Source organism: Methanimicrococcus hongohii (genome assembly GCF_032594095.1).
GTDB lineage: Archaea > Halobacteriota > Methanosarcinia > Methanosarcinales > Methanosarcinaceae > Methanimicrococcus > Methanimicrococcus hongohii.
The window spans coordinates 1,781,405-1,803,502 of sequence record NZ_CP131059.1 but is presented as its reverse complement, the minus strand read 5'-3'; the positions used below and the strand labels follow the sequence as shown (position 1 = coordinate 1,803,502).

Genomic DNA, 22,098 nt, shown 5'->3' with positions numbered 1-22,098 from the left:
GAAAATAGCTGCAAATGCAATTAAAATGATGGCAATTGCAGTCAGTTTATTCTTATTGAACACTTTTTTATATTTGGAATTATTTTTCGCCATCGTTTTCCTCTTCTTCTGCCGATTCTGTTTCACCCTCTTCTTTATTCTTATCCGGCGTTATCCAATATCCCCATGCCAAAAGTAATCCGAGAACGAGAATTGTAAAACTAATCAAATCACTCGTAAACGTAGAGGAGCCGAATCCGCTTGCAACGCTTCCGCCTTCGAAATTCTCCACTTCTTCAGTAATGTCATTTCCGTCAGCATCAAAAAGGAAAAGTTCTCCCCAACGAATTTCTTTTTCATAAATGTCAATAAAATCGGGATATGTTACTTTATTTTCATATATGATAATGTCTTCTCTTGGCGAATCATGATATTTTTGAATGACTGCATAGGAGTCAATTCTCGGGTCACAGTTCAAACCTGCAATAATCATTTTGCCATATTGCTGTTCCCAATAATCAGTAACACACACCTCATATCTTCGATGAGAAGCATACGGCTGCCACAGTGTATTCAGTCCTTTTTTGAACATGACAATTCCGAGTTTTGAATCATCTGCTTTATAGAGTGCTGTCATATATTTTCCGTCAATATATGTTTCAGCAAGCGTTACATTTTCGCTTCTTGTAAATTCTTCAATCCTTTTTTCTATGCTTTTTTCGGATGCTGTCGTAGAATAAAAATATGTATAAATCCCGCAAAACAGGATGATTGTAACAGCAAAAATTACCAGCGCTTTTTTCTTGTTTGAGTTGAATTTCAATTTATTTTTATCTGCAGATTTTCGCTGACGATCATTTTCTTCTTTTTCTTCCCATGAAACGGGTCTTGAGTCAAGCATCCAGAATAAAGATGCAATGATCAAATTAAAGGCAAGAATTATACTGAATAAAGACAAATTTCCGAGATATCTGTAAGTTCCTCTCTCTGAAAAAGTTAATCCGCTCGGCCCGGAATCATCATATTTGTTCTTTAAATCTTCTGTTAAATCATTTCCATTTTCGTCTAATAAAAGCACTTTTTTTCTATAATAATCATCTTCGTAAATATCAATAAAATTTGGTTCTGTGATTCTTTTTCCATATATCGGATTCGTATCTTCTTCAGAAACAGGGGCTAATTCATAGAAAGCAATTTGTTGATCCGTATTTATGCCGTAAACGAAATGTTTGGTGATGTTCAAATCATTGGTCGACATGAAAGTTGACGATACGGTGTAATTATTTCCGTAACTTGATGTCACCGGATGCCACAGAATAATCCCGCGCTGAAATTCTGTAATTCCCATGAAATTCAGATATCGGGAATCGGTATATGTGACATACAAGAAACCGTCATATTTTTTTGTTTGAATGATTTCAGGCTGCACATCATACAGAAAAATATGTTTTGAAATCGAATGCGCTAAACTGTCTTCTTGATTAACCGCGGGCATATCTAATGAAACGTAAATGCAAAAAACGGCAGCAAAAGCTATTATCATGATTGCGATTGCCGTCAATTTGCTGAGATTGTACTTCTTTTTGTATTCTGAATTAGTTTTCGCCATCATTCCCACCTGTTTCGTTTTCATCTGTTTCCGGTTCCCATAAGTCTGCCGTTATATCATTCCCGTCTTCATCATAGCAAACAATTCCATTGACCATTTCCCCTTCGTGAAGTTCTAAGAATGTTTTTTCTTCAACTTTCCTTTCGATGATTTGAAGCGTTGAATCCGGTGCATAATATTCGATTTTGTATGAAGCAATTCGCGGGTCGCAATTTATTGATCCGAAATAAAAGTAGGACATGTTATTCGAACGTAAACCGCCTGTCGTAATTCGGCGGGCGCCTTCTTCTCCGTACGAAAAACTTTCACTGCCTCCTCCCATGACTCCTGTAAGCGTTTGTCTTGTTTTATCAATTGTCAGAAATCCTGATGAACCCTCGGAGGTTTTATCATGGAATAACGCCACCAATATTCTGTAATTTTCATCTCCGTCTTCAACGACTCGGAGGATTTCAGGGTTTCTCAAATTTCCTGATTCACGAATCATTTCTAATAATTCTGATTCATTCGGCATCGATTCATTGAATTGTTTCTGGGAATCCAAATACAGGACACCTGTAAGAATCACCGCCAAAATTAAAGCAGCGACAATAAACCCAATCAATATTTTCGGAATTTTATCCATCTTTAAATCCAACCCTTCTGTATTTTCAATCCATCTCTTCTAAATTTTCTGCTTCGTCGGTTATATCGTTTCCGTCTTCATCATAGAAATGTAATTTCGTTTTTTCATCAATGAAAATCTCATGTATATCCATAAATGTTCTTTCGGAAACCGTTCCCGAAATCTCAACAGGCAGAATTACATCTTCTTCAATCGGCACTTCTTTGTATGACGCGATTCTCGGGTCACATTCTTTTCCTGTAACAACAGTGACAGGCGACTCATTGACAGCCCGCATTCCCATTGTTGTGATGCATGCTCCTTTTACTGTTCCCGAACCGGTTTGTTTCCATTCGCCTTCAATTTCTTTTGCGAAGATAATGCCCCACTCATCAGAAATCGTGCTTTCAAATTGAATGACAATATGACCTCCCGCTTTTTGAACATCAAGAACTTTTGAATTGTTCGAAATAATGCTGTTTGCAATGGCTGCCAATTCGTTTTGGGATAATTCGTCTTTTTTATCCGATTCATTATTGATGCAGCCGGCAGCCGCTAAAGCAGCAGCTATTAAAAAAATTCCCGTAAAAACGACTGCAAACTTTATTGCATTTTCATTTCCCATCCCAATCCTCTTTTTCCTTTTAAAATCCAATCTTTAAAATTTTCCAATCAATTACAAATCAATTACAAACCGTTTACAAATCAATTACAAACCATTTACAAAATCTAAAATTATATACAGTTCCTTCCATTTATTATAGCTGATTCAAAAACAATATATAACATCTCTGCGGATTATATGATTTAATCTGTATAAATTCATTTTATCAACATTTGATTACAAGAGGCTGACTCTTAATGAGAATTGAAGAATGGGACGAATATAAAACTTTTATAAATGCGATTAATGAGGCTGTATCGGATATTTCCGATCTGCCGTCTTTAACAAAAATAACGAGCCACGTGTTTAACGCAAGCGGCAAAAAACTGCGCCCGTTAGTTATTACATTATCATGCGGCGCCTGCGGCGGCGACTATAAGGATGCCATTAACGCTTGTCTCGCGATTGAAGGCATTCACACGGCCTCTCTGGTTCACGATGACATTTTGGATGAAGGCATGATGCGCCGCAACCGGCAGACGCTTCACACGCTTTACGGCCCGGCCGCTGCAATTTTGTGCGGCGACTTTTTGATTGCAAAGGCGATCGAATGGATTTCCGTTTACGAAAAACAAATCGTTTGGGACTTTGGTCATTCCGGCGCTTTGCTTTCCGAAGGCGAAGTCATAGACGCCGGCATCAAGCGCGGCGAAATGACGTTAGACGAATACACCGAATGCATTTACAAAAAGACGGCTGCGCTTTTTGAAATCAGCGCGAAGATCGGCTCCCGAATCGCCGTTCCGAATGATGAAGAATTGATTCAAAGATTCGGCCGCTTCGGTTATGAGTTCGGCATGGCTTACCAAATCATTGACGATCTGCTTGAAGATTTCGGCGTTTACGAAGACAAAGAATCAGGCGTTCTCTCCGACAGCCTTTTTTCAATCTATCTGCGCTCCATGGACGCGGACGCTGCCGCCAAAGAAACGGTCGGCGTCGCGGAAGCTTATCTGATCCGCGCCAAAGAAGAGTTGTCCGGCGTTGCAGACTCGCCGTCCAAAGAAAAGTTGTTCGCGCTTGTTGATTACGTGAATGATTTGATGGACAGCGTTCGGTTTGCGCCGTCTCACAGCTGATTTTCTTTTCTATTTTTCGTTTTAATTTTTCTTTTTTTCATTTTTCTTTTTTTAATTTTTTTCAAAACCGCAGGTCAAATTTGATTCCGTTTTGTCAAAATTGAAGCGGTTCGCGCGGCGGCGGCACGCTGCTGCCGAGCGGAAACCTGCAGGTAGCAGCGGCAACAGAAACCTCCCTCCCACTGCAAACAAACACCGCCCTCCCACTGCAATCTGAAAGACAGATGCACGCAGCAACAAAAACCGCCACGTACAAACCTGATTTGCAGCGGCACCATTAAAAGACAGTTGCAGACGAGCAGGCTCAACCGGGAGCTGACAGCAAAAGACAGTCGCAAGACAGAACAAGCAGGAGCCGAACAGCAACTAAAAAAAATCAGCTGTTTTTGAATTTTTGTTGAAACATCATTTTTCATAAAAATAATTCAAAAACGGAACGCCGTCTTTTTTCCAAATCTAAAAATTTAAATTTTGGGTTTTATCGGGCGTTCGGGTTCAACATTTTCGCGAAATTGGATGTTTAGGTTTCGACTTTGAAAACAAAATAAAATGGGGGAAAAGTTTGAAAATAAAATCAAAATGCAGAACAAGTTTGAAAAATAAAATAAACACGCGAAACAAGTTTGAAAATCAAATAAAAATGGAACATTTCGCGCGCAACGCCGCTGCTGCTCAAAAAGAAAAACAGACAAAAATAAAAAAATGCAAGATGAATGAATAAATGATGAAACAATCATCAAAATCCATTCAATCGCTTGCGTTTAATCATTCTGATTCTTCATCGGGATGTTCGGCTGAAATTTCTTTGCACGGAAGCGGTTGGTTTGAATCGCCTGCAAGAAGTTTCTTTGCATACTCTTTACAATCGGACATCAGCACTTCAAGCGGACATTCCGCGTCAATGCCGGCAGCGCCGCTGTGGCCGCCGCCTGTTCCGTTGTATTTGTCGCCGACATCTTCCATCAGCTTTCCGAGATTCACGCCGGAGAGGATCATATCTCTTTTTGCACGCCCGCTGACACGCACGCTGCTGTCGTCTTTGGCCGAGCCGACAAAAGCGATATCTGCGCCGATGTTGGTCAGCATAGACGCTGCCGCGCCGCCGTACGAACTGACATTGGTTGTCGCGATCAGACAGTCGCCGACGCGCTCAACTTCGCAGCGCATCGCCGCTTTGAGCATCGCAATGCGAATGGAAATGTCCTGCGGTGTTGCCGCCATCAATTCCAAAGCATCGAAATAGTCGACGCCGCTGACTTCCATGATTCCCGAAAGCGTTTTGAAAGTGCTTGCGTTGGCGTGTTTCAGATGACCCGTGTCCGTAATAATTCCCGTGATCATGGCCAAACCCATTTTCGGGGAAATATGAATGCCTGCCGCGTTGAGAATTCTGAAAATGATCTCAACGGTTGAGGTGGTTTCTTCGTGAATATAAAATTCAGCGTCATCCAAAAGCGCCGTTGTCGCGTGATGATCAATCAAACAAAACTGTTCAAGTTTCAATTCATTGAGCTGACCGCGCGTGGAAGTGTCAACAACGACTGTCATGTCATAGTCATTCGGATCCGGACACATGACGACCGGAATGTTCAGCTTGTCGATGAGGTTTGCAGCCACACGGTTGCAGTCATCAACAATACCGACCGTTCCGCCGACAGCTTCGGCCAGCGTATAAGCGCTGCCGATCGCATCAGGGTCCGCGTTTCTGTGGCAAATGTAGAGTATGTTCCGATAATCCAGAAGGCGATTGAAGAATTCTAAATCGTTGACCCTCATAGATGTCACGGCTGAGATTAATCTTCGTCCTCGCCGCCGCCGGATGAACCGATCATGCTTTGAAGCTGTTCTTGAAGCTGTTTAAACCGAGCGTTTAAACGTTCTTCCTGGCGCTCAATCGATTGGACTCTTAAAGAAAAAGATTCCTGACGTTCTTTTAAAGAAGCTAAAAGAGACGCTTTGTCTGATTTGATCATCAGTTCGCCGACCGATTTATAAACAACCGCGTCGTCGGCGGATTTTTCCAATTCTTCGATGGCCATTTCAGTCTCTTTGACCATGACGTCGATTTGAGACTTCTGCATTGCAAGCGTTTGCGCCTGCTGCTGAACTTGTTGAATTTGTGCAATTTGATTTTGAACTTGAGGGGATAATTCCGAACTCATAAGTATTCACCTGTTCAATCATGAAGCAATAAAAACATTAAAATGTTTCTGCTCAGCCTTGAAAAAAAGAACAATCGAAAACCAATCAAAAACAGATGAAAAATAAATAAAATGCAATAAAAGAAATCGAAAGAAATAAATTAATATTAAATGAAGATTTAGGAACAATGGCGACTGTCAAAGAAAAATAAAAATGACAAAGGCGTTTAAAATATGTTTGGCGGGACAGCAGCTGAAATGTTTACGGTAACAAAAACAGGCAGAAAATTGACACCTGAAGAATTGGAAAAAATCGAACAGATACTTAAAATCGCCGACAAAGAATGGGAAGAACAAATAAACCTTTATCGAGAGGAATTGATTCAGTTTTTTGAAGGAAGTGAGAACAAGAGTAAATAATGAAAATGAAAAATAAGTTGCAGAAAATGAAAACAAAATGCAGATAATTAAAAAATCAATTCTGCATCAATTTTTCAATGTCAAAATCCAAATATTTGGCATTGCTCTTTTTAACCAGTTCTGAACAAACTTTTTCGGGGTCGCCGTCCATTTCAATTGCGCCTTTATCAATCCAAATCGCTCTGTGCGACGCTTCTTTGACAAAGTCCATATGATGGCTGACCATCACGATTGTTGTTCCGAATTCTTTGTTGATGCGCTTGAGCGCGTTTGTCACGTCGCGAAGCGTGACCGGATCCAAATCGCCGAACGGCTCGTCTAAAAATAAATAGTCAGGAGACGTGACCAAACTGAGCGCGATAAACGCGCGGACGTGTTCGCCGCCGCTGATTTGATCGGGTTTTTGGTCCAAAATTTCAAGCGGTAAATCCAGCGCCTTAAAAATCGGCGCCGCGTATTTATCAACATCTGCTGACGGAACGACGGGGAAAAGCTGAGAGAAAATGTCTTCCGGAATTCCGAGTTCGCTCATGACCGTGTCTTTTTCTTCCGTTGTCATGTCGGGCAGACGATAAATAATGTCCAACACCTGCGGCGGGATTCCGAAGTCGGCGGCGCGGTCTTTGGCGGCGTCAACGGCATATCTCGTTTTCATGCTTAAACGGAAACGGATTTGATCGCGAACGGTAGAGTTGACCGACATTGAAAATTCTTGATTCATGATGCTCATGACACTGCGCAAGTAAATGCGGTTTTCATTGTAAGCGCCGATGTCGATCCATTTACCGTCATTGTCAGCGTTTTTGTTGTCTTTTTCATCATTTGTGCTGCTGCGGGTGCCGCGTTCATGTTCGCGGTATAAAATTTCAATCGTTCCCGAAGTCGGCGGAACCATTCCTTCAAGAAGCTTCATCACGGTTGTTTTGCCGGCGCCGGAGCTGCCGATAAAAGTCGTGATTTGTTTTTCATAAATGTCAAAATTCAAATTTTGAATGTTTAAAACTTCGCCGACGCGAATGAGACTGTAACGCTTGGAAACATCTTTTGCGCGAATGCAGGGCTTTCGTTCGGAAACGTCGAGAAGCGATTCTTTGGGCTCCATGTCTTTGAGGAAAGATTTGAGAACGGTGACCGGATCGCCTTCCATTGCGATTTTGCCGTTTTCGAGAAATAAAACGCGATCGGCGATATAAGCGTGAACTTCGGGAAGGTGAGAAACAACTAAAATCGGAATTTCGAGTTTCTCTTTGAGCTCTAAAATAACGTCTAAAATTTCCTGCTTTGTGTCGGGTCCCGTCATTGTAACAGGTTCGTCGAGAAGCAAAAATTTCGGACGGGCCGCGATTTGACGGGCCAGAACAAGGCGCTGTTTTTCGCCGCCGCTGAGCTGGTCGGTCGAATGAAGGGCTTTGTCTTCTAAGTGAACTGTTTTTAAAATGGAAAGCGCTTCGTCATAGAGTTCTTGATAAGTGTGATGTTCGGGAAGCGGCAAAGCTTCGGTTCCGACGAGATGGAAGTTGAGGCGGCGGATAATATTTTCAATTGCGGGACCGCTCCAAAGACCGAAATTGCGCTGAAGATGAATGGCGGTTGCCTGCCTGAGAATTTTTTCACCTTCTTTTCCGGAATCGGGGTAAATTTTTTCACCGTTGATTTCGATTTCGCCTTTGTCAAAAGATTCAACGCCGCGGAGGATTTTTAAAAGAGTTGTTTTTCCGGCACCGCTTTTCCCGGTAATCCCGACAATCTCCGCTTTTGAGACTTCAAAAGACAAGTCATCCAACACGCGTTTTTTGCCGTGAGCCGTTTGATATTCTTTGACAAGATGAGAAACTTTCAGCACACTACTAACCTCCGAAAAAGGAAATCATTCAAAAGAAATTAAAATAAAATAAAAAGAAAGCCGCTAAGGCGGCAAAATGAATTATAATTTAATTATAATTTTATAAGTTAATTGCAATTTGCAATTTTTTCTGAGCAGAATCGCTTGAATTTAAGATTTAAGTTTTAAACTTAAGTTCAAATTTTAAGCTTTTTTGCCCATTTTTGCGCCCGTGACGATTTCGGCTGTTAAGGCTTTGACGTCATCGGCTTTTTCAATTGCCGTTCCGGTCACAATGATATCGGCGCCGGCTTTGGCACAAACTGCGGCTGCTTTGCCGTCGCGGATTCCGCCGCCGACGATTAAAACGCTGTCTTTTAAGACGTGTTTGACCGTTCCGATCATTTCGGGGGGAAGCGGCGAGTCTGCGCCGGATCCTGCTTCAAGATAGGTGTAGCGCATGCCGTAGTATTTGCCGGTCAAAGCGTAAGCGGCTGCAAGTTCGGGCTTGGCGCGCGGGAGAAGCTTGGCATCTCCGACCCAGCCGACTGTTCCGCCGGGCTCGCAGACCAAATAGGCCATCGGAATGTGTTCCATTCCTGTTTTGTAAAGCGTTAAAGCGCCGAGCATCTGATTGCCGACAATGTAGTGCGGGTCGCGGGAGTTTAAAAGACTCATGAATAAAACGCAATCCGCCTGCGTGGTAAATCCGGACGTGCTGCCCGGAAAAAGAATGATGGGGACCGAGACTTTCTCTTTGATCATTTTTGCGGTCATGTCTAAAATTTGTCCGCCGGCATCGGTTGAGCCGCCGAGCATAATTGCATTTGTTCCGCCGGCAACGGCTTCTGTTGCCAAGCGTACCGCTTCCTCGGGTTTCTGTGAGGCGGGGTCGATCAAGGTAACGTGAGCGACGCCTTCCTTTTGAATGATTTCCGAGAGGTACTCTTCCACCGTCATTACGGGATCACGCTCCGTTCTTGTCCTTTGCCTTCAATCTGAGGTTCGGGTAGTTGCATTTTCTGCAGCGTGTTGCACGAATGGAGTTGCGTGCGTTACATTTCATACAAATCTTTTTCTTTAATAAGCGTTCGTCTGCTTCCGGAAATTTTCCCATAATAATTCACCTTAATAAATTGGATAAGAATAATGAATTTAAGTTAAAATGCCTAAGTGAATCTTGTTTTCAAGATTCATATAATATCAATTAACTTGTTGTTCAAAGGAATGATAACTATCACTTAATACATATAAGAGTTTTGGATATTTTCCAGGCGATAGTCAGACCTCCGGTCTGACAGTCGACCGGGAATCGACTGATGCAATCGTGAAAAAATAAATACAACCATCAAGAAGCGAACAAATTCGCTGTAAATTCAGTTCTGCGGGATGATTTATCATTGTCCTTCAAACATATTTATGTTGCTAATATCCTTTCGGACTTGATCAATTGTAACCGTCCCATAATGATAATTTGAAAAAGTGCCATCGCCGTTGTCGACAAAAATATAAATGTCTCCGAGACTATACGAACCTTCATAAATATCATATATCTCCGGAATAGGCTGTCCTAAAAATAAAAGTACGATGTCCCCATCTTCAAATGAAGTATAATAGCTGCCGTTGGAGATGTAAGAATAACCGTCAAGTGTTCCGCCAATCAGGCGCCCTTTAAATTCCGATGTGTTCCCTTTTAAAACAGTAACAGGCTCAAAGCTGTAGATGGTACTAATCATGTTTTCTAAAATGACAGCATCATTTTGCAGTTCTTTATCGCGCCATGGATTTCTTAAATGAAACTCAAACAAAGGCTTTTCTTTTGGTTTACCATATTCCCATATACTTTTTTCATCCGTTACTTTCGCGACAACAATTAAATCCGATTCAGAAATCAGTTTCTCATATTCCGGAAAAATCCATTCCGAATCAAAATAAAGTATTTTTTCATCCTCTAGCTCCGTCTGTTGTTGGTAATAAACAACACCAGCGATGACAATTAACAATAAAAAGACAGATAAAATCGTAACTGCAATTTTCAAATGAGATTCTTTCATCAATAAAACACCAATTTCATAATTTGAAATAAATAAAGGGCTTAATCTATATTAAGCCCTATAAATATTTTCAATTTTAGAAAAAATCAGGGTCTATTTATTGTATATGATTTACTATTTGTTACATCAGCACTACCTTTTGGAGTTACACTTAATCCCAGGCCACTTGTACCAAATTCAATAGTCGGAGTAATAGTGAAAGCTTGATGAACATATCCTGCAGTCATATTAATATACTGAGGCGAATAATTTCCCTGATAAAGAGTTTGCATATTTATGGTAGCAGTACCACATCTTGCCCATCCATTTACAGCACTATACACTCTTGACATAGGAAATGTTGCAGATGCGCCTGTCCCGTTCTTAGATACTGAAATAGGATAAGACGAATAGAAAACTCCAAAACCTGTATCATATTGTACCAATGCGCTTGAATTGCTATTAATGTGAACAGTGTTTGGATGTCCATAGTAAGAAATTCCTATAGAATCGTTCCAACTCAAAAGAGGTCTTTGTGACCATGACCATGAGATAATGACTGTTGCGCGCAAAACACTGCCTTCTTGTGTCATTTTTGAGGGGACAATTGGAGCATTCAAAGTAAGCTTTGCAGATAATATACATTAATAAAATTCCACTTAGAAATACTTCAAATGAAAAATTGATAATGTTTTCAAATCTGAAGGACAGATTTTAGGTTCACTTTTTAGCATGACCCTATTTTCTCATTCAAACAAATTTAAAATCTATTTTAAAGCTCAATATATTTATGTGTCAAATCCGACAGATATTAATTCTACTAATTCAAATAAAACTGAAATCACAATCAATAAATCATCATTTAATTCGGAGTCAAAGAAATGCCTATCCACCCGATCGAATTCCGTTACGGAACCCCTGAAATGAGAGAAGTCTGGTCTCAGGAGAGAAGACTGAAAAACCTTGTTGAAACTGAAATCGCGCTTTCAAAAGCCGAAGCCGACCTTGGAATGATTCCCAAAGACGCTGCGATAGAGATTGAGAAAACGCTTCCGCGCGTCAAATGGGAACGCGTCGACGAAATTGAAAACGAAATCAATCACGACATGATGGCGGTCGTCAAAGCAATTTCCGAACAGTGTGCCGGCGACGCGGGTAAATGGGTTCACTTCGGCGCAACGTCTAACGACATTTTAGACACGGCAACCGCGCTTCAATTCAGAGACGCGGTTTCGATCATGGAAGAAAAACTTTACCGCTTGCTTAAGATTTTAGTCAAACAGTCTGAAGACCACATCAACACGGTTTGCTGCGGCAGAACGCACGGACAAATCGGCGTTCCGACAACTTACGGGCTTCGCTTTGCGATTTGGTCATCCGAAATCGACCGCCACATCGACCGTCTTCAAGAGCTCAAGCCGCGATTATTGGTCGGACAAATGACGGGCGCCGTCGGAACACAAGCCGCTTTCGGCAAAAACGGCATTGAGATCCAAAAGAAAACAATGGGATATTTGGGAATCGGCTCCGTTGACGTTTCCAACCAGCTGATTCAAAGAGACCGCCACGCCGAATTCGTGATGTGGATGGGCGGCGTTGTGACAACGCTTGACAAGATCGGAACAGAAATCCGCTCCATGCAGCGCAGTGAAATCGGCGAGCTTGAAGAAGGTTTCGGCAAAAAACAAGTCGGCTCATCAACCATGCCGCACAAAAGAAATCCGATCAAATCTGAACAAATCTGCGGCCTTGCAAGAATTGTCAGAGGTTTTATCGAAACGGAACTTTTGAACAATACGCTTTGGGACGAGCGCGATTTGACAAATTCATCCGCGGAAAGAATTGTTTTCCCTGAAGGATGTATTTTAGCGGACCACATTATCAATCTCGGAATCAAGGTTTTGGAAAACCTGAGATTCAATCAGGCAAACATTGAGAAAAATCTGAATCTTCTCAACGGTTTGAACATGGGAGAAGCGATCATGATCGAACTCACGCTTCGCGGTGTCGGTCGCCAGGAAGCGCACGAAATCGTCCGCTCGGCCGCGATGAAGTCCGTTGAAGAAAATGTTCATTTCAAAGACGCGCTTTTGGCCGACAAGGAATTGGCTGCCGTTTTGACGGGCGATGATATTGAAAATTTGGTCGACCCGTACAAATATATCGGAACGGCGGTTGAGCAGGTTGAAAATTTGAATCAAAAATTAAAAGCGAAATACGGAAATAAAATTTGAGTGTGAAATTGTGGTTAAAGAAGAAAAGAGAAAAATAAGAGTACAAGCAAACACTAATTTCCCCTTCATAACTGTAGAAGATTTTGATACGGGAGCACCCGTAAATGACAAGAATTGTTTAGAAATGGTAAACTCAATACAAAAATCATTAAAAGATATTGGCACTGACGAGATAAAAAAAGTTGAAGAAGCTTTAATAGAAGAAAATGCAACAGAAATTGTTGATGCGTTAATAGAGTGCAAAAAAATTAGTTTAATGTTTTCAGAAGAAAATTGTAAAAAACTTCTTGAAATAATGTATAAGATACATATAAAAGATAATTCGCAGGAAGTAATTAAAGAACTTTATGAATTAAAGCTATATTTAGGATCCCGCACTAGAAATTATGCAGAATTATATGATGATATTAATGAGTATTTGAAAGATTTTGAACAAGATCTAGAGCCAACTAAAAGATTAAATCTTCTCCTTTTTAAAGCAAATTCTGCCTCTCAATCTAATAAGAAAGAGGTCGCTGAAGAATTATATAAGAAGATAATAGCCGAAGCTCCAAAAGAAAATCACACTATTTTGGCATGGGCTCATAGAGGATTATCAATATGTTTTGAAAAAAAGAACAAATCATTTATAAATAATGAAAAAAAAACTGCGGAACTTTTTTTATTGGCCGGAAATAAAAATCAGTATATCGTATCTCAAGTAAAGATGGCTGATAGTATGGTAAATACACAGCCAGAAGAATCGATAAAAATATTGAAAGATTCAATAGCAATTCTTGATCCGAGTAATCCATTTAATAGAGAGATGATAGCTTCACTTTATTTAAAATTGGCAAAAATTCATGATGTAATAGGATTAAAGAATGAAGCAAAAAAATATGCAGAAAAAGCCATTGATTTTAGAAAAAACCCAACCCAAATTGGAAATGAGCAAGCAATAATCGCTACATTTTATGCTCTTGAACACTACTCGGAAAACAGCAACAATCAAAACATTAAAGAAGAAATCAGATTGATAGAAAAACAAATGAGTGAAGATGGAAAAAAAGAGAATGAAATTAGAATGAGATTAATAAAAGCAATAAATGAAGAAAATGTTAATGAAATGCAAACTTTGAAAGAAAAAGTGATAGCATTAGAAGATATACAATTTGAAATAATATATTGGATTGGATTTGTATCCATAAGTCAACAAAGTTTCCATGAAAAATTGGAGATATTAAATGACATGCTATTGAAAACGGAAAAGGAAGATATATCTGATGAAATAAGGCATCTATTGTATTCAACTTTTGCTGACATTTATTTGGAAAATAAAAAAGAAGAAAAAGCAATAGAATGGTATAAAAAAGCTTTAGAAATTGAACCATATTCAAAAAAGAATAGACAAAATTATGTTGCTCTGCTCCAAAAAAATAGATTATGGGAAGAATCAAAAGAATTTATTGAAACAGAGATAAAAAGACATGGAAAACTGCCAGGAATTTCATTAGCTTATGGAATTACATTAATGGAATTAGGAAGACATGGAGATGCTATAGAATATTTTACAATTGCCGAAGAGAAAGTAGAATTAAAAGAACTGGCTGAGAAGTGCAAAAATGATGCTATAGAAAAATTTGTGAGATATAATAAGCAAGACATTAAAATTGAGAAATATCCAAATGTAGTAGTAGAAGACATTACACTTGAAAAATTAAAAGAGTGTTTAGCAGATTTCTCAGAACATATTGAGAAAAATATAAGAATGTCATTTTGGCAAGATAGTATAGATTGCAAATGGATTTCTCAACCAGAACAACACGGGAAAAACTTATTATATACCTTTATAAAAGCTCGTTTTGGGGAATATACGGAAACTATATTGGAAGTATCCACAGGTGCAGGAAGAATTGATATTTATCTAAATTTTTCAAATGGTTTTAAAACAATTATTGAATTAAAAATATGTGGAGCACCAGGATATAGTAAAAATTATGCATTAGAAGGGATAGAACAACTAGAACATTATATGAAAAACAAAGGGGTAAATGTTGGTTTTTTAGTTGTTTTTGATAGTCGCAAACGAGATAATAAAAAAGGAATTAATAATGAATACCCCTGTGAATCAAAAACAATATACTCATATGTGGCTGACGTAACTCCTACGATTAAACATAAAAAATAAGAGATACTTAAACGAAAAAATAATATCTCACATTTTTTATCTTTTGTGAATCAATCATTATCTCTGCTTTATGCACATAAAATCTGTTTTAATATTATAGAAACATTTTTATTCTAATCGAGAATTATTAATTACAAAGGCTGATTGAGTCAAAAATGACAATAATATAAAATTTCATTGATTCAATAGAAATCCTTATTAAGAATTAATTCGAATAAGATTTGTCTGATTACAGCACGCGTTTTGCACCGTTTGATTAAAACAAAAATGATTCAAAACCCGTATTCAGGGGATCAGAAAATAGGTAAATACGAATTAATAAATAAAAACATATAAAAACAACATAAAAACAACATAAAAACAACATAAAAACAACATAAAAACAACATAAAAACAGAGATAGTGATAAAATGACAGAAGAATATTGTGACTGCTGGGAATATGAAGAACCTGCATCCCTTCCTTTAATCGGTGACGAAGCACCCGAATTTGAAGCACAAACAACCAACGGACAAGTTAAATTTCCGGCGGACTACAAAGGAAAATGGGTCATTCTTTTCAGCCACCCGGCCGATTTCACACCGGTCTGTACAACTGAATTCATTACATTTGCAACAATGGAAGATGAGTTCAAAAAATTAAACACGGAACTCATTGGCTTGTCAATTGACAGCATCACATCCCACATCGCCTGGCTTAAAGAAATTAAAGACAATATCAAATACCAGGGTCTTGAAGGTGTGGAAATTAAATTCCCGGTTATTGCCGACATTAAAATGGAAGTTGCCAAGAAATACGGCATGCTCCAGCCCGGCGCATCCGACACGAAAGCGGTCCGCGCCGTTTTCATCATCAACCCGAAAGGAATTGTCAAAGCAATCCTTTACTACCCGCTTTCTGCAGGCAGAAACATGGGAGAAATCAAAAGACTTCTTCAGGCACTTCAGGTCAATGAAAAGGACGGCGTTTCCACGCCCGCCAACTGGATGCCCGGAGACGATGTCGTGATCGGCGCGCCCGAAACATTCGCCGGCGCCCAAGAAAGAGACATTTGGATGAACGACGGAGACAAAACCGTTCACTCCTGGTTCCTTGTCACGAAGAAACAGAAATGATGATGGCTTTTACCCAAAAGCTGAATAACCAAATCCAAAACCCCACGGCCGGATGAACAATTGTTTGTCCGGCTTTTTTTTTGAAGTTTTTCAGATATTTTTTGTTTTTATTTTTTTGAAAAACTGATGATTTTTTTGGAATATTTTTCTGAAAAATGAATGATTGGTTTTGATTGAATTTTTCTGAAAACAAACGATTGATTTTGATTTTATTTTTTTGAAAAACAAACGATGAGTTTTGGAATAAATTTTGAAAATGAAGCGGCTCGCGCGCGGCGGTCGCCGCAGGAAAGATGGCGAAAAAAATCGCTGCGCGATTTTTTCATAAACACCGCCCTCCAACTGCAAACAAACACCGCCCTCCCACTGCAAACCAAAACTGATTTACAAATGCACAGGCGAAGCCGTAAAAAATCGCGAAGCGATTTTTCTGCAGAAACAGACTCCCCCGCCCTGAAATTTTGTGAGGCGAAGCCGAGCAAAATTTGCAAACACAAACCGCCCTCCCGCTGCAAAACGGAAATCTGACTCCAAGCGCAAACCTGAAAAATTTTAAACGAACAGACCGCTCATTTCAAAAATTTTCATCAAAACAACAGTCAGAACGCCGAAAACGATCGGAATGACCAAGTTGTCATCAATTTTGATTTGCTTGCTGTAAATTTCGGCAACGGCGACGATCGGAATCGCAATAAATGAAGCAACTGCAAAAGAGATTCCGGCGTCGGGAAGCAACAGCATAAAAGCAGTCAAAAACAAATAGGAGACAACGATAAAACCGAGCGTTCCTTCAAGCGATTTCCCGTTTTTAAATTTATGTTTTCCGAATCTGACGCCGATGATTGCGGCAAACGCGTCGCCGAAAATCAAAACGGTGATTCCGAGCATCGCGACATATTTCGGGAAAAGCAAAACGGAGAGGAAGCAGCCGAGTAAAAACCAATTGGAACTGATATAACCGTGTTTTTCGTCATCGCGAAGCAGAAATGAAAAATATTTGACTTTGAAATCGTTGATGATTTGAAATCGCGATGAAAGAAGAAGCGTGTTGGCAGCAAAAAGAAGGACAAGCAGCGCGCCGATTACAATGCAGGCTGTTTTTTTGTCGACAAAATAAATGAAAATGACGATCAGAAACGAACACATATGCAAAATTTTACGCGCGATTTCGTTTCGGAATTTATTTTGGGAATCGGCATTTTCAGACATTTCAAACCTCATTTTAATTTCAGCTTTAAAATTTCAAATCTTTGAAATTTTTTAGATGTTTTTGAATTCGTTTTAAATTTTCTTTTTAATTTATTTTGAATATTATTTTGAAATTTTGTTTTTGAATTTGTTTTTGAATTTGTTTTAAGTTTGTTTTTGAATTATTTTCGATTTGTTGAATTTATTCTGAATTTATTTCAGTTAATTTTGAATTTACCTCTAAATTATTTTGAATCATAAATAGATAATGAAACATAAATTTTTTCTGAAAAACGGGCTGATTTTTAAAAGATTTATTTTCAATTAAATTGCCAAACAAATTTCAGAAAAAGGTCATCTTGACGGACAAAAATCAAATTAAATTGACATCAATTCAATTAATTTTAACGAAACATTAAAATGAATTTAAACATATTTTTCATTTTATTCACAATCATTTATGAGGAATTGTGAAAAAGGTTGTTTATGAGCGTTTTGCAAAAACACCTGAAAAACGAGTCACATTAATTTTAATTGTAATTTTAATTGTAAAAACTACAGGTGAACTTTTATGGACATGTTAGTTATGTTTGGTATCTGCCTGGCAATCTACATTCTTGTGTTGCTTGCTATCGGCTGGTATTACAGTAAAAAACAGAAATCCGTTGTCGATTTCTGGTTAGCCGGAAGAAAAATCGGCTACATCCCAATCGGTTTCTCCGCAGCAGCTTCCTGGATCACAGGCGGCGGTATTTTAGCGGTGACAGCATCCTATTTAATCGGCGGTCTCGGATCCATTTGGACCTTCGCAGCTCCGAACGTCATTGCTCTTTTCGTCATCGGTCTTTTGGTTTCTAAAATCAAAAGTCTGCCGGCCATCACACAGCCCGAACTTTTGGAACAAAGATATGCCGGCTCCATTCGTCTTCCCGTTGCAATTATTGTCGCAATCGTCATGATGCTTTTCGCAGCGGCCGACGTTTCCGGTTTAATGCTTATCTTTAACGTCTTCTTCGGTCTTGACCCGATTTACGCCGCAATCTTAATTGCCGTTGCCGTTTCGGCTTACGTCATGCTCGGCGGACTGTCCGCTGTCGTTTGGACAGACGTGATTCAGTATATCCTCTTGGCAAGCGTGACGATCTTCCTGACCATTGCCGTTTTGATGACAGCATCCGACCTCAGCGCACTTTCCATCGGCGACTTTATTACAAGCACTCAATCCGGAACAGGCTGGTGGAATCCGATTTCAATCGGTCTTCCGATGGTTTTGATTTTCTGTGTCGCAATTATTCCCGGATGGATTTCCGAACACGACCAGTGGCAGAAAGTTTGGGCCGCAAAAGATGAAAAGAATGCAAGAAACGGTTTCTTCTTGGGATCTTTCTTGATCTTCATCATCTTCGGCATTTGCTGCTGTCTCTTGGGTCTTGGTCTTCGCTATTTATTCCCCGAAATTACAGGAATGGGAGAAGCGGAAATTGCGCTTTTGGCATTCTCCGTCAGCAATTATTCGTCGATCATCCTCATTTTGATCGCGCTCGGTCTGACCGCTGCCGCAATGTCTTGCATGGACACTTTTGCGACCTCCGGCGGCTCTACGATTTCCCGCGACATCTACCAAAGATACATTAAACCCGACGCGACGATGAACCAATTAAAAATCGTCAACAGAATCGCGGTTTTAATTATCATATTAGGCGCGACATTGATTGCGTTTACAGACATCAACATCATTGAATACATCCACATTGCGACATACATTGCAAGTGCCGCTTACTTCTTCCCGCTCATGGTGGGACTTTACTGGAAGCGCGCGACCAAAGAAGGCGCAATCGCATCACTGGTCATCGGCGGTGTCTGTCAGATCGGTTTGGTTATTGTTGACATGTACATGGGCACAAATGAGGCAGGCGTTTACTATTTGGAAACGATCAGCCCGATTTTAACATGCCACGGTGTCATTGTCAGTATGTTCCTCAGTGCCGCTGCAATCGTTATTTTCTCTTTGATAACAAAACAATCTTCCGTTTACAATTTGGCGCCGTTCTTCGACGACGAAGCCAAGAAACTTGAAACGGATGAAGTGACAAAAGTCAACACCGAATCCGGCGACTATGGCGGCTACCGCGATGTTCTTCACACAGAAGTCAACGGCGAGCGCGAACACTTGCAATTGGATTTGAAAGCATCCGCGCCTTTGAACTGGGACCGCTTCATTGAAGAACTCAGAACAAAAAATACGGCTTGGTTTACGTCTTCCGGATCAAACACGGTTTACCGTCTCACCCACGCCGACTTGCTCTCCTGCCCGATGATTTCGCGCGGCAACAATGAGCAGGAAATCTGGATTGCGGCAGAACCGCGCGTTGAGAAAACAGATGTTGCGCAGGTTGAAATTTATCTGGCTTACAAAGAAATCGTTGAAACGCTCCAGTCGATGGGCATTTTGACAGATTTCATCAAGTTGGAAGACAGAAAAGCAATCTAAAGAACATCAAAAACAAATAACAGAACGGAAAAATCCGCTCTGTTCTTTTTTATTTTATTCGTCATCTTCCGCATCGTTTTTGCCGACCTTTTTCTTGATCAAATAAGCGATCGGAATCAGTATAAACGGAAGTCCGAGGAAAAACTGAAAAAGATTTTCGGACAGCATGCCGTTTTCAATGATTGAGCCGTTGTTCATGAGGCTTACCGCCGAAATACCGATATTGAGAAGGCCGATGGCAGCCAAAAAGATAAGAGTTCCGGCATACGATTTCTGCTGAACCGAAAAGTATGCGCCTTTCAGAACCGAGCGGACCATAAAATACGCGATCGGTAATGAGACCAGAACCATCATTTCAGTATTATCGGCCGCCCACGGGCCGTAAAATATCTTAACCATGCCGCTGACGAAGATCAGAAGAAAAGTCAGCCACATCGTTTCAAAAGAAATTCTGTACCTGTCAAGCAATTGTTTTTCATCATAATGTTTTGATAAATAGGAGTCAATTTTTGAATTTGTCGTCATTTTTATTCCTCCCAGAATAATTCGTCTAATGTCTTTCCTAAAGCTTTACAAATTGCAATGCACAAATTGAGCGTCGGGTTGTAATCGCCCGCCTCAATCGCGTTCATTGTCTGCCTTGTCACGCCGACTGCTTCTGCCAAATCTTTTTGAGTCATGTCTTTGGCAGCGCGAGCGGCTTTGATTTTCAGATTTTTAGTCATGTTTTCACATTCCTTTTGAAATATTTCACAGAATTTGTGTCACAAATAATAGAACAAATGTCAAATATATAAGTCTTTTTGTCAATAAAATGAAACGTTTTGTCAAATGACTGAAGATGAAAAGTGGAAGACGAAATCGAAATATTCGGAAAATTACGGGGACGAGATAAAGAATCAAATAAGAACGGGGAGCAAGTTTTAAATTTTTAAAAAATGGCGGGACTCGCGCGCGGCGGCGGCAGCTGCTGCCGCAACGCAAACCTGACGGCAAGCGCAAACAAACACCACCCTCCAAGCGCAAACAAACACCGCCCTCCAACTGCAAACAAACACCACACTCCAATCGGCAACGCAAACACCGCCCTCCCACCGGAAACAGGCGCCGCCCTCCAACCGGAAACAGGTGTCGCCCTCCCGCTGCAAACCCTAACTGTTTTTTCAAAATGATAATTAATCAAAATGTCGGCAGCACCTTGAAATATTATTTATAACACGATGCTGTAAGTGAAATTCTATGACTCATACACTCATGAAAGAATGTCAAAACGGAACGGTCGGCGAAACGATAAAAACGGTTGCCGAAATTGAAAAGATTGAACCCGAAAAATTGTGTTCGCTTGTCGCCAAAGGACTCGTAACGATTCCGAAAAATGTGAACCGAAACACGAAACCGACAGGAATCGGCAGATTCATGAGTACAAAAATCAACGCCAACATCGGCACTTCCCGCGATTATAAAGACATGGAAGACGAAGTCAAAAAAGCAAAAGTCGCCGTTCAATACGGCGCGGGCGCGATCATGGATTTGTCAACGGGCGGCGATTTGGATGCGATTCGAAAAAGAATTTTATCGGAAATCGAAGTTCCGATCGGAACGGTCCCGCTTTACGATGCCGCCGCAACCGCGCCGATGGTTGTTGAAATGACTTCCGATGATATGTTCAACGCCGTTCGCCGCCATGCCGAACAGGGCGTTGATTTCGTGACGGTTCATGCGGGAATCAATCAAACCACCGTTGACAAACTGATGAAATCCGGCAGAATAACCGATGTCGTCAGCCGCGGCGGCTCTTTTACAGTGGCTTGGATGAGTCACAATAATGCCGAAAATCCGTTTTACGCGGAATTTGATTATTTGCTTGAAATCGCTCAAGAATATGATGTGACGCTCAGTCTCGGCGACGGCATGCGCCCCGGATGTATTCATGATGCGGCAGATGCGCCGATGTTTGAAGAAATTCTTGTTCTCGGCGAACTTGTAAAACGTTCGCGAGCGGCTTTTGTTCAAACATTTGTCGAAGGCCCGGGGCATGTTCCGCTGGATAAAATTGAAATGAGCGTCAAATTCATGAAAGAAACGTGTCACGACGCGCCGCTTTATTTGCTCGGGCCGATCGTCACCGACATTGCGCCCGGATTTGATCACATCACTTCCGCGATCGGCGGCTCCATCGCAGGCGCTGCCGGAACAGACTTTTTGTGCATGGTCAGCCCCGCCGAACACTTGGCGCTGCCGACGGCAGACGATATTAAAACAGGAATGCTGGTCGCACAGATTGCCGCGCACGCAACGGATTTGGTCAAAGAAGGTGTGAGAGAAAAAGCAAAAGAACGCGACGATGCGATGGGATTGGCGCGCAAAAATTTAGATTGGGAGAAGCAATACAGTTTGGCAATCGATCCCGAGCACGCCCGCGCCGTCCGCGAAGCGCGAAGTTCGGGGTCAGAGGCGTGTTCTATGTGCGGCGATTTGTGCGCGATGAAAATCGTTGAAAGAGAGTTGGAAAAAGGAAGGCAAAAAGGAAACTGAAACCGTTTTATTTCATT

General features: G+C 40.7%; 23 protein-coding genes. 7 read left to right on the top strand and 16 right to left on the bottom strand.

The genetic code is table 11. The features are described 5' to 3' along the window. Positions 1–79 precede the first annotated feature (79 nt). The 3 genes from MmiHf6_RS08155 to MmiHf6_RS08145 are packed head-to-tail and all read right to left on the bottom strand — an operon-like array spanning position 80 to position 2,817. Positions 80–1,588, bottom strand: a complete 1,509-nt coding sequence (locus tag MmiHf6_RS08155) for a hypothetical protein (protein ID WP_316557295.1) — start codon at positions 1,586–1,588, stop codon at positions 80–82. Further along, on the bottom strand, positions 1,575–2,213 hold the full coding sequence (locus MmiHf6_RS08150) for a hypothetical protein (RefSeq protein ID WP_316557294.1): 639 nt from the start codon (positions 2,211–2,213) through the stop codon (positions 1,575–1,577). The genes MmiHf6_RS08155 and MmiHf6_RS08150 overlap by 14 nt, the downstream gene beginning before the upstream one ends. A 25-nt stretch (positions 2,214–2,238) precedes the next feature. Continuing rightward, on the bottom strand, positions 2,239–2,817 hold the full coding sequence (locus MmiHf6_RS08145; protein ID WP_316557293.1) for a hypothetical protein: 579 nt from the start codon (positions 2,815–2,817) through the stop codon (positions 2,239–2,241). Positions 2,818–3,053: 236 nt separating this feature from the next. On the opposite strand from MmiHf6_RS08145, the gene MmiHf6_RS08140 reads away from it, so the two are divergent. After that, a complete protein-coding gene (locus MmiHf6_RS08140) occupies positions 3,054–3,935 on the top strand; it encodes a polyprenyl synthetase family protein (protein ID WP_316557292.1) in 882 nt (293 codons plus the stop codon). A 94-nt stretch (positions 3,936–4,029) separates the two neighbouring features. Here MmiHf6_RS08140 and MmiHf6_RS08135 read toward each other — a convergent pair whose 3' ends face one another. The 3 genes from MmiHf6_RS08135 to MmiHf6_RS08125 all read right to left on the bottom strand — a co-directional run bounded on the left by MmiHf6_RS08135 (position 4,030) and on the right by MmiHf6_RS08125 (position 6,097). Next, a complete protein-coding gene (locus MmiHf6_RS08135; protein WP_316557291.1) occupies positions 4,030–4,185 on the bottom strand; it encodes a hypothetical protein in 156 nt (51 codons plus the stop codon). A gap of 515 nt (positions 4,186–4,700) precedes the next feature. Next, positions 4,701–5,711, bottom strand: coding sequence for a DHH family phosphoesterase (locus tag MmiHf6_RS08130; protein WP_316557290.1), 1,011 nt, complete (start codon positions 5,709–5,711; stop codon positions 4,701–4,703). A 17-nt stretch (positions 5,712–5,728) separates the two neighbouring features. Then, positions 5,729–6,097, bottom strand: a complete 369-nt coding sequence (locus MmiHf6_RS08125; RefSeq protein ID WP_316557289.1) for a prefoldin subunit beta — start codon at positions 6,095–6,097, stop codon at positions 5,729–5,731. A 213-nt stretch (positions 6,098–6,310) separates the two neighbouring features. On the opposite strand from MmiHf6_RS08125, the gene MmiHf6_RS08120 reads away from it, so the two are divergent. Then, complete coding sequence (locus MmiHf6_RS08120) at positions 6,311–6,496, top strand: hypothetical protein (protein WP_316557288.1); 186 nt, start codon at positions 6,311–6,313, stop codon at positions 6,494–6,496. A gap of 55 nt (positions 6,497–6,551) precedes the next feature. On the opposite strand, the gene MmiHf6_RS08115 is transcribed toward MmiHf6_RS08120, so the two are convergent. The 5 genes from MmiHf6_RS08115 to MmiHf6_RS08095 all read right to left on the bottom strand — a co-directional run bounded on the left by MmiHf6_RS08115 (position 6,552) and on the right by MmiHf6_RS08095 (position 10,971). Continuing rightward, positions 6,552–8,339, bottom strand: a complete 1,788-nt coding sequence (locus tag MmiHf6_RS08115; protein WP_316557287.1) for an ATP-binding cassette domain-containing protein — start codon at positions 8,337–8,339, stop codon at positions 6,552–6,554. 183 nt (positions 8,340–8,522) lie between these two features. Further along, positions 8,523–9,278, bottom strand: a complete 756-nt coding sequence (locus MmiHf6_RS08110; RefSeq protein WP_316557286.1) for a phosphoglycerol geranylgeranyltransferase — start codon at positions 9,276–9,278, stop codon at positions 8,523–8,525. A 7-nt stretch (positions 9,279–9,285) separates the two neighbouring features. Beyond that, positions 9,286–9,435 (bottom strand): 50S ribosomal protein L40e, encoded by a 150-nt coding sequence (locus tag MmiHf6_RS08105; protein ID WP_133517786.1) that lies wholly within the window; start codon positions 9,433–9,435, stop codon positions 9,286–9,288. A gap of 280 nt (positions 9,436–9,715) precedes the next feature. Further along, on the bottom strand, positions 9,716–10,375 hold the full coding sequence (locus tag MmiHf6_RS08100) for a hypothetical protein (protein ID WP_316557285.1): 660 nt from the start codon (positions 10,373–10,375) through the stop codon (positions 9,716–9,718). Between the two features lie 83 nt (positions 10,376–10,458). After that, entirely contained in the window at positions 10,459–10,971 is a 513-nt protein-coding gene (locus MmiHf6_RS08095) for a hypothetical protein (RefSeq protein ID WP_316557284.1), read from the bottom strand. A gap of 261 nt (positions 10,972–11,232) precedes the next feature. Here MmiHf6_RS08095 and purB point away from each other — a divergent pair, with 261 nt between their 5' ends. From purB to MmiHf6_RS08080, 3 genes are all read left to right on the top strand, one after another. Then, positions 11,233–12,585: an adenylosuccinate lyase gene (purB, locus tag MmiHf6_RS08090; protein WP_316557283.1), complete on the top strand. Its 1,353-nt coding sequence runs from the start codon at positions 11,233–11,235 to the stop codon at positions 12,583–12,585. Between the two features lie 10 nt (positions 12,586–12,595). Next, complete coding sequence (locus MmiHf6_RS08085; protein WP_316557282.1) at positions 12,596–14,752, top strand: tetratricopeptide repeat protein; 2,157 nt, start codon at positions 12,596–12,598, stop codon at positions 14,750–14,752. A 410-nt stretch (positions 14,753–15,162) separates the two neighbouring features. Then, a complete protein-coding gene (locus MmiHf6_RS08080) occupies positions 15,163–15,867 on the top strand; it encodes a peroxiredoxin (protein WP_316557281.1) in 705 nt (234 codons plus the stop codon). Between the two features lie 209 nt (positions 15,868–16,076). Here MmiHf6_RS08080 and MmiHf6_RS08075 read toward each other — a convergent pair whose 3' ends face one another. After that, positions 16,077–16,358, bottom strand: coding sequence for a hypothetical protein (locus MmiHf6_RS08075; protein WP_316557280.1), 282 nt, complete (start codon positions 16,356–16,358; stop codon positions 16,077–16,079). Positions 16,359–16,419: 61 nt separating this feature from the next. Next, positions 16,420–17,076 carry a diacylglycerol/polyprenol kinase family protein gene (locus MmiHf6_RS08070; RefSeq protein WP_316557279.1) on the bottom strand — a complete coding sequence of 219 codons (657 nt, stop codon included), beginning with the start codon at positions 17,074–17,076 and terminating at the stop codon, positions 16,420–16,422. Between the two features lie 550 nt (positions 17,077–17,626). Here MmiHf6_RS08070 and MmiHf6_RS08065 point away from each other — a divergent pair. Beyond that, the gene (locus MmiHf6_RS08065) at positions 17,627–19,546 is read left to right on the top strand and encodes a sodium:solute symporter family protein (RefSeq protein WP_316557278.1); all 1,920 of its coding nucleotides are present in this window, start codon (positions 17,627–17,629) and stop codon (positions 19,544–19,546) included. Between the two features lie 54 nt (positions 19,547–19,600). On the opposite strand, the gene MmiHf6_RS08060 is transcribed toward MmiHf6_RS08065, so the two are convergent. The 3 genes from MmiHf6_RS08060 to MmiHf6_RS08050 form a co-directional block, all read right to left on the bottom strand. After that, a complete protein-coding gene (locus MmiHf6_RS08060) occupies positions 19,601–20,071 on the bottom strand; it encodes a DUF6773 family protein (RefSeq protein WP_316557277.1) in 471 nt (156 codons plus the stop codon). Between the two features lie 2 nt (positions 20,072–20,073). Continuing rightward, positions 20,074–20,271 (bottom strand): helix-turn-helix transcriptional regulator, encoded by a 198-nt coding sequence (locus tag MmiHf6_RS08055; protein ID WP_316557276.1) that lies wholly within the window; start codon positions 20,269–20,271, stop codon positions 20,074–20,076. A 198-nt stretch (positions 20,272–20,469) separates the two neighbouring features. Beyond that, entirely contained in the window at positions 20,470–20,694 is a 225-nt protein-coding gene (locus MmiHf6_RS08050; RefSeq protein WP_316557275.1) for a hypothetical protein, read from the bottom strand. A gap of 91 nt (positions 20,695–20,785) precedes the next feature. Here MmiHf6_RS08050 and thiC point away from each other — a divergent pair, with 91 nt between their 5' ends. After that, positions 20,786–22,081: a phosphomethylpyrimidine synthase ThiC gene (gene thiC / locus MmiHf6_RS08045; protein ID WP_316557274.1), complete on the top strand. Its 1,296-nt coding sequence runs from the start codon at positions 20,786–20,788 to the stop codon at positions 22,079–22,081. Positions 22,082–22,098: the final 17 nt, after the last annotated feature.

Coding starts and splice junctions, on each gene's coding strand:
- thiC (WP_316557274.1), top strand. CDS start 20,786: ATGACTCATACACTCATGAAAGAATGTCAAAACGGAACGGTCGGCGAA.
- MmiHf6_RS08105 (WP_133517786.1), bottom strand. CDS start 9,435: ATGGGAAAATTTCCGGAAGCAGACGAACGCTTATTAAAGAAAAAGATT.
- MmiHf6_RS08155 (WP_316557295.1), bottom strand. CDS start 1,588: ATGGCGAAAACTAATTCAGAATACAAAAAGAAGTACAATCTCAGCAAA.
- MmiHf6_RS08150 (WP_316557294.1), bottom strand. CDS start 2,213: ATGGATAAAATTCCGAAAATATTGATTGGGTTTATTGTCGCTGCTTTA.
- MmiHf6_RS08140 (WP_316557292.1), top strand. CDS start 3,054: ATGAGAATTGAAGAATGGGACGAATATAAAACTTTTATAAATGCGATT.
- MmiHf6_RS08065 (WP_316557278.1), top strand. CDS start 17,627: ATGGACATGTTAGTTATGTTTGGTATCTGCCTGGCAATCTACATTCTT.
- purB (WP_316557283.1), top strand. CDS start 11,233: ATGCCTATCCACCCGATCGAATTCCGTTACGGAACCCCTGAAATGAGA.
- MmiHf6_RS08055 (WP_316557276.1), bottom strand. CDS start 20,271: ATGACTAAAAATCTGAAAATCAAAGCCGCTCGCGCTGCCAAAGACATG.
- MmiHf6_RS08125 (WP_316557289.1), bottom strand. CDS start 6,097: ATGAGTTCGGAATTATCCCCTCAAGTTCAAAATCAAATTGCACAAATT.
- MmiHf6_RS08060 (WP_316557277.1), bottom strand. CDS start 20,071: ATGACGACAAATTCAAAAATTGACTCCTATTTATCAAAACATTATGAT.
- MmiHf6_RS08130 (WP_316557290.1), bottom strand. CDS start 5,711: ATGAGGGTCAACGATTTAGAATTCTTCAATCGCCTTCTGGATTATCGG.
- MmiHf6_RS08080 (WP_316557281.1), top strand. CDS start 15,163: ATGACAGAAGAATATTGTGACTGCTGGGAATATGAAGAACCTGCATCC.
- MmiHf6_RS08110 (WP_316557286.1), bottom strand. CDS start 9,278: ATGACGGTGGAAGAGTACCTCTCGGAAATCATTCAAAAGGAAGGCGTC.
- MmiHf6_RS08070 (WP_316557279.1), bottom strand. CDS start 17,076: ATGTCTGAAAATGCCGATTCCCAAAATAAATTCCGAAACGAAATCGCG.
- MmiHf6_RS08120 (WP_316557288.1), top strand. CDS start 6,311: ATGTTTGGCGGGACAGCAGCTGAAATGTTTACGGTAACAAAAACAGGC.
- MmiHf6_RS08145 (WP_316557293.1), bottom strand. CDS start 2,817: ATGGGAAATGAAAATGCAATAAAGTTTGCAGTCGTTTTTACGGGAATT.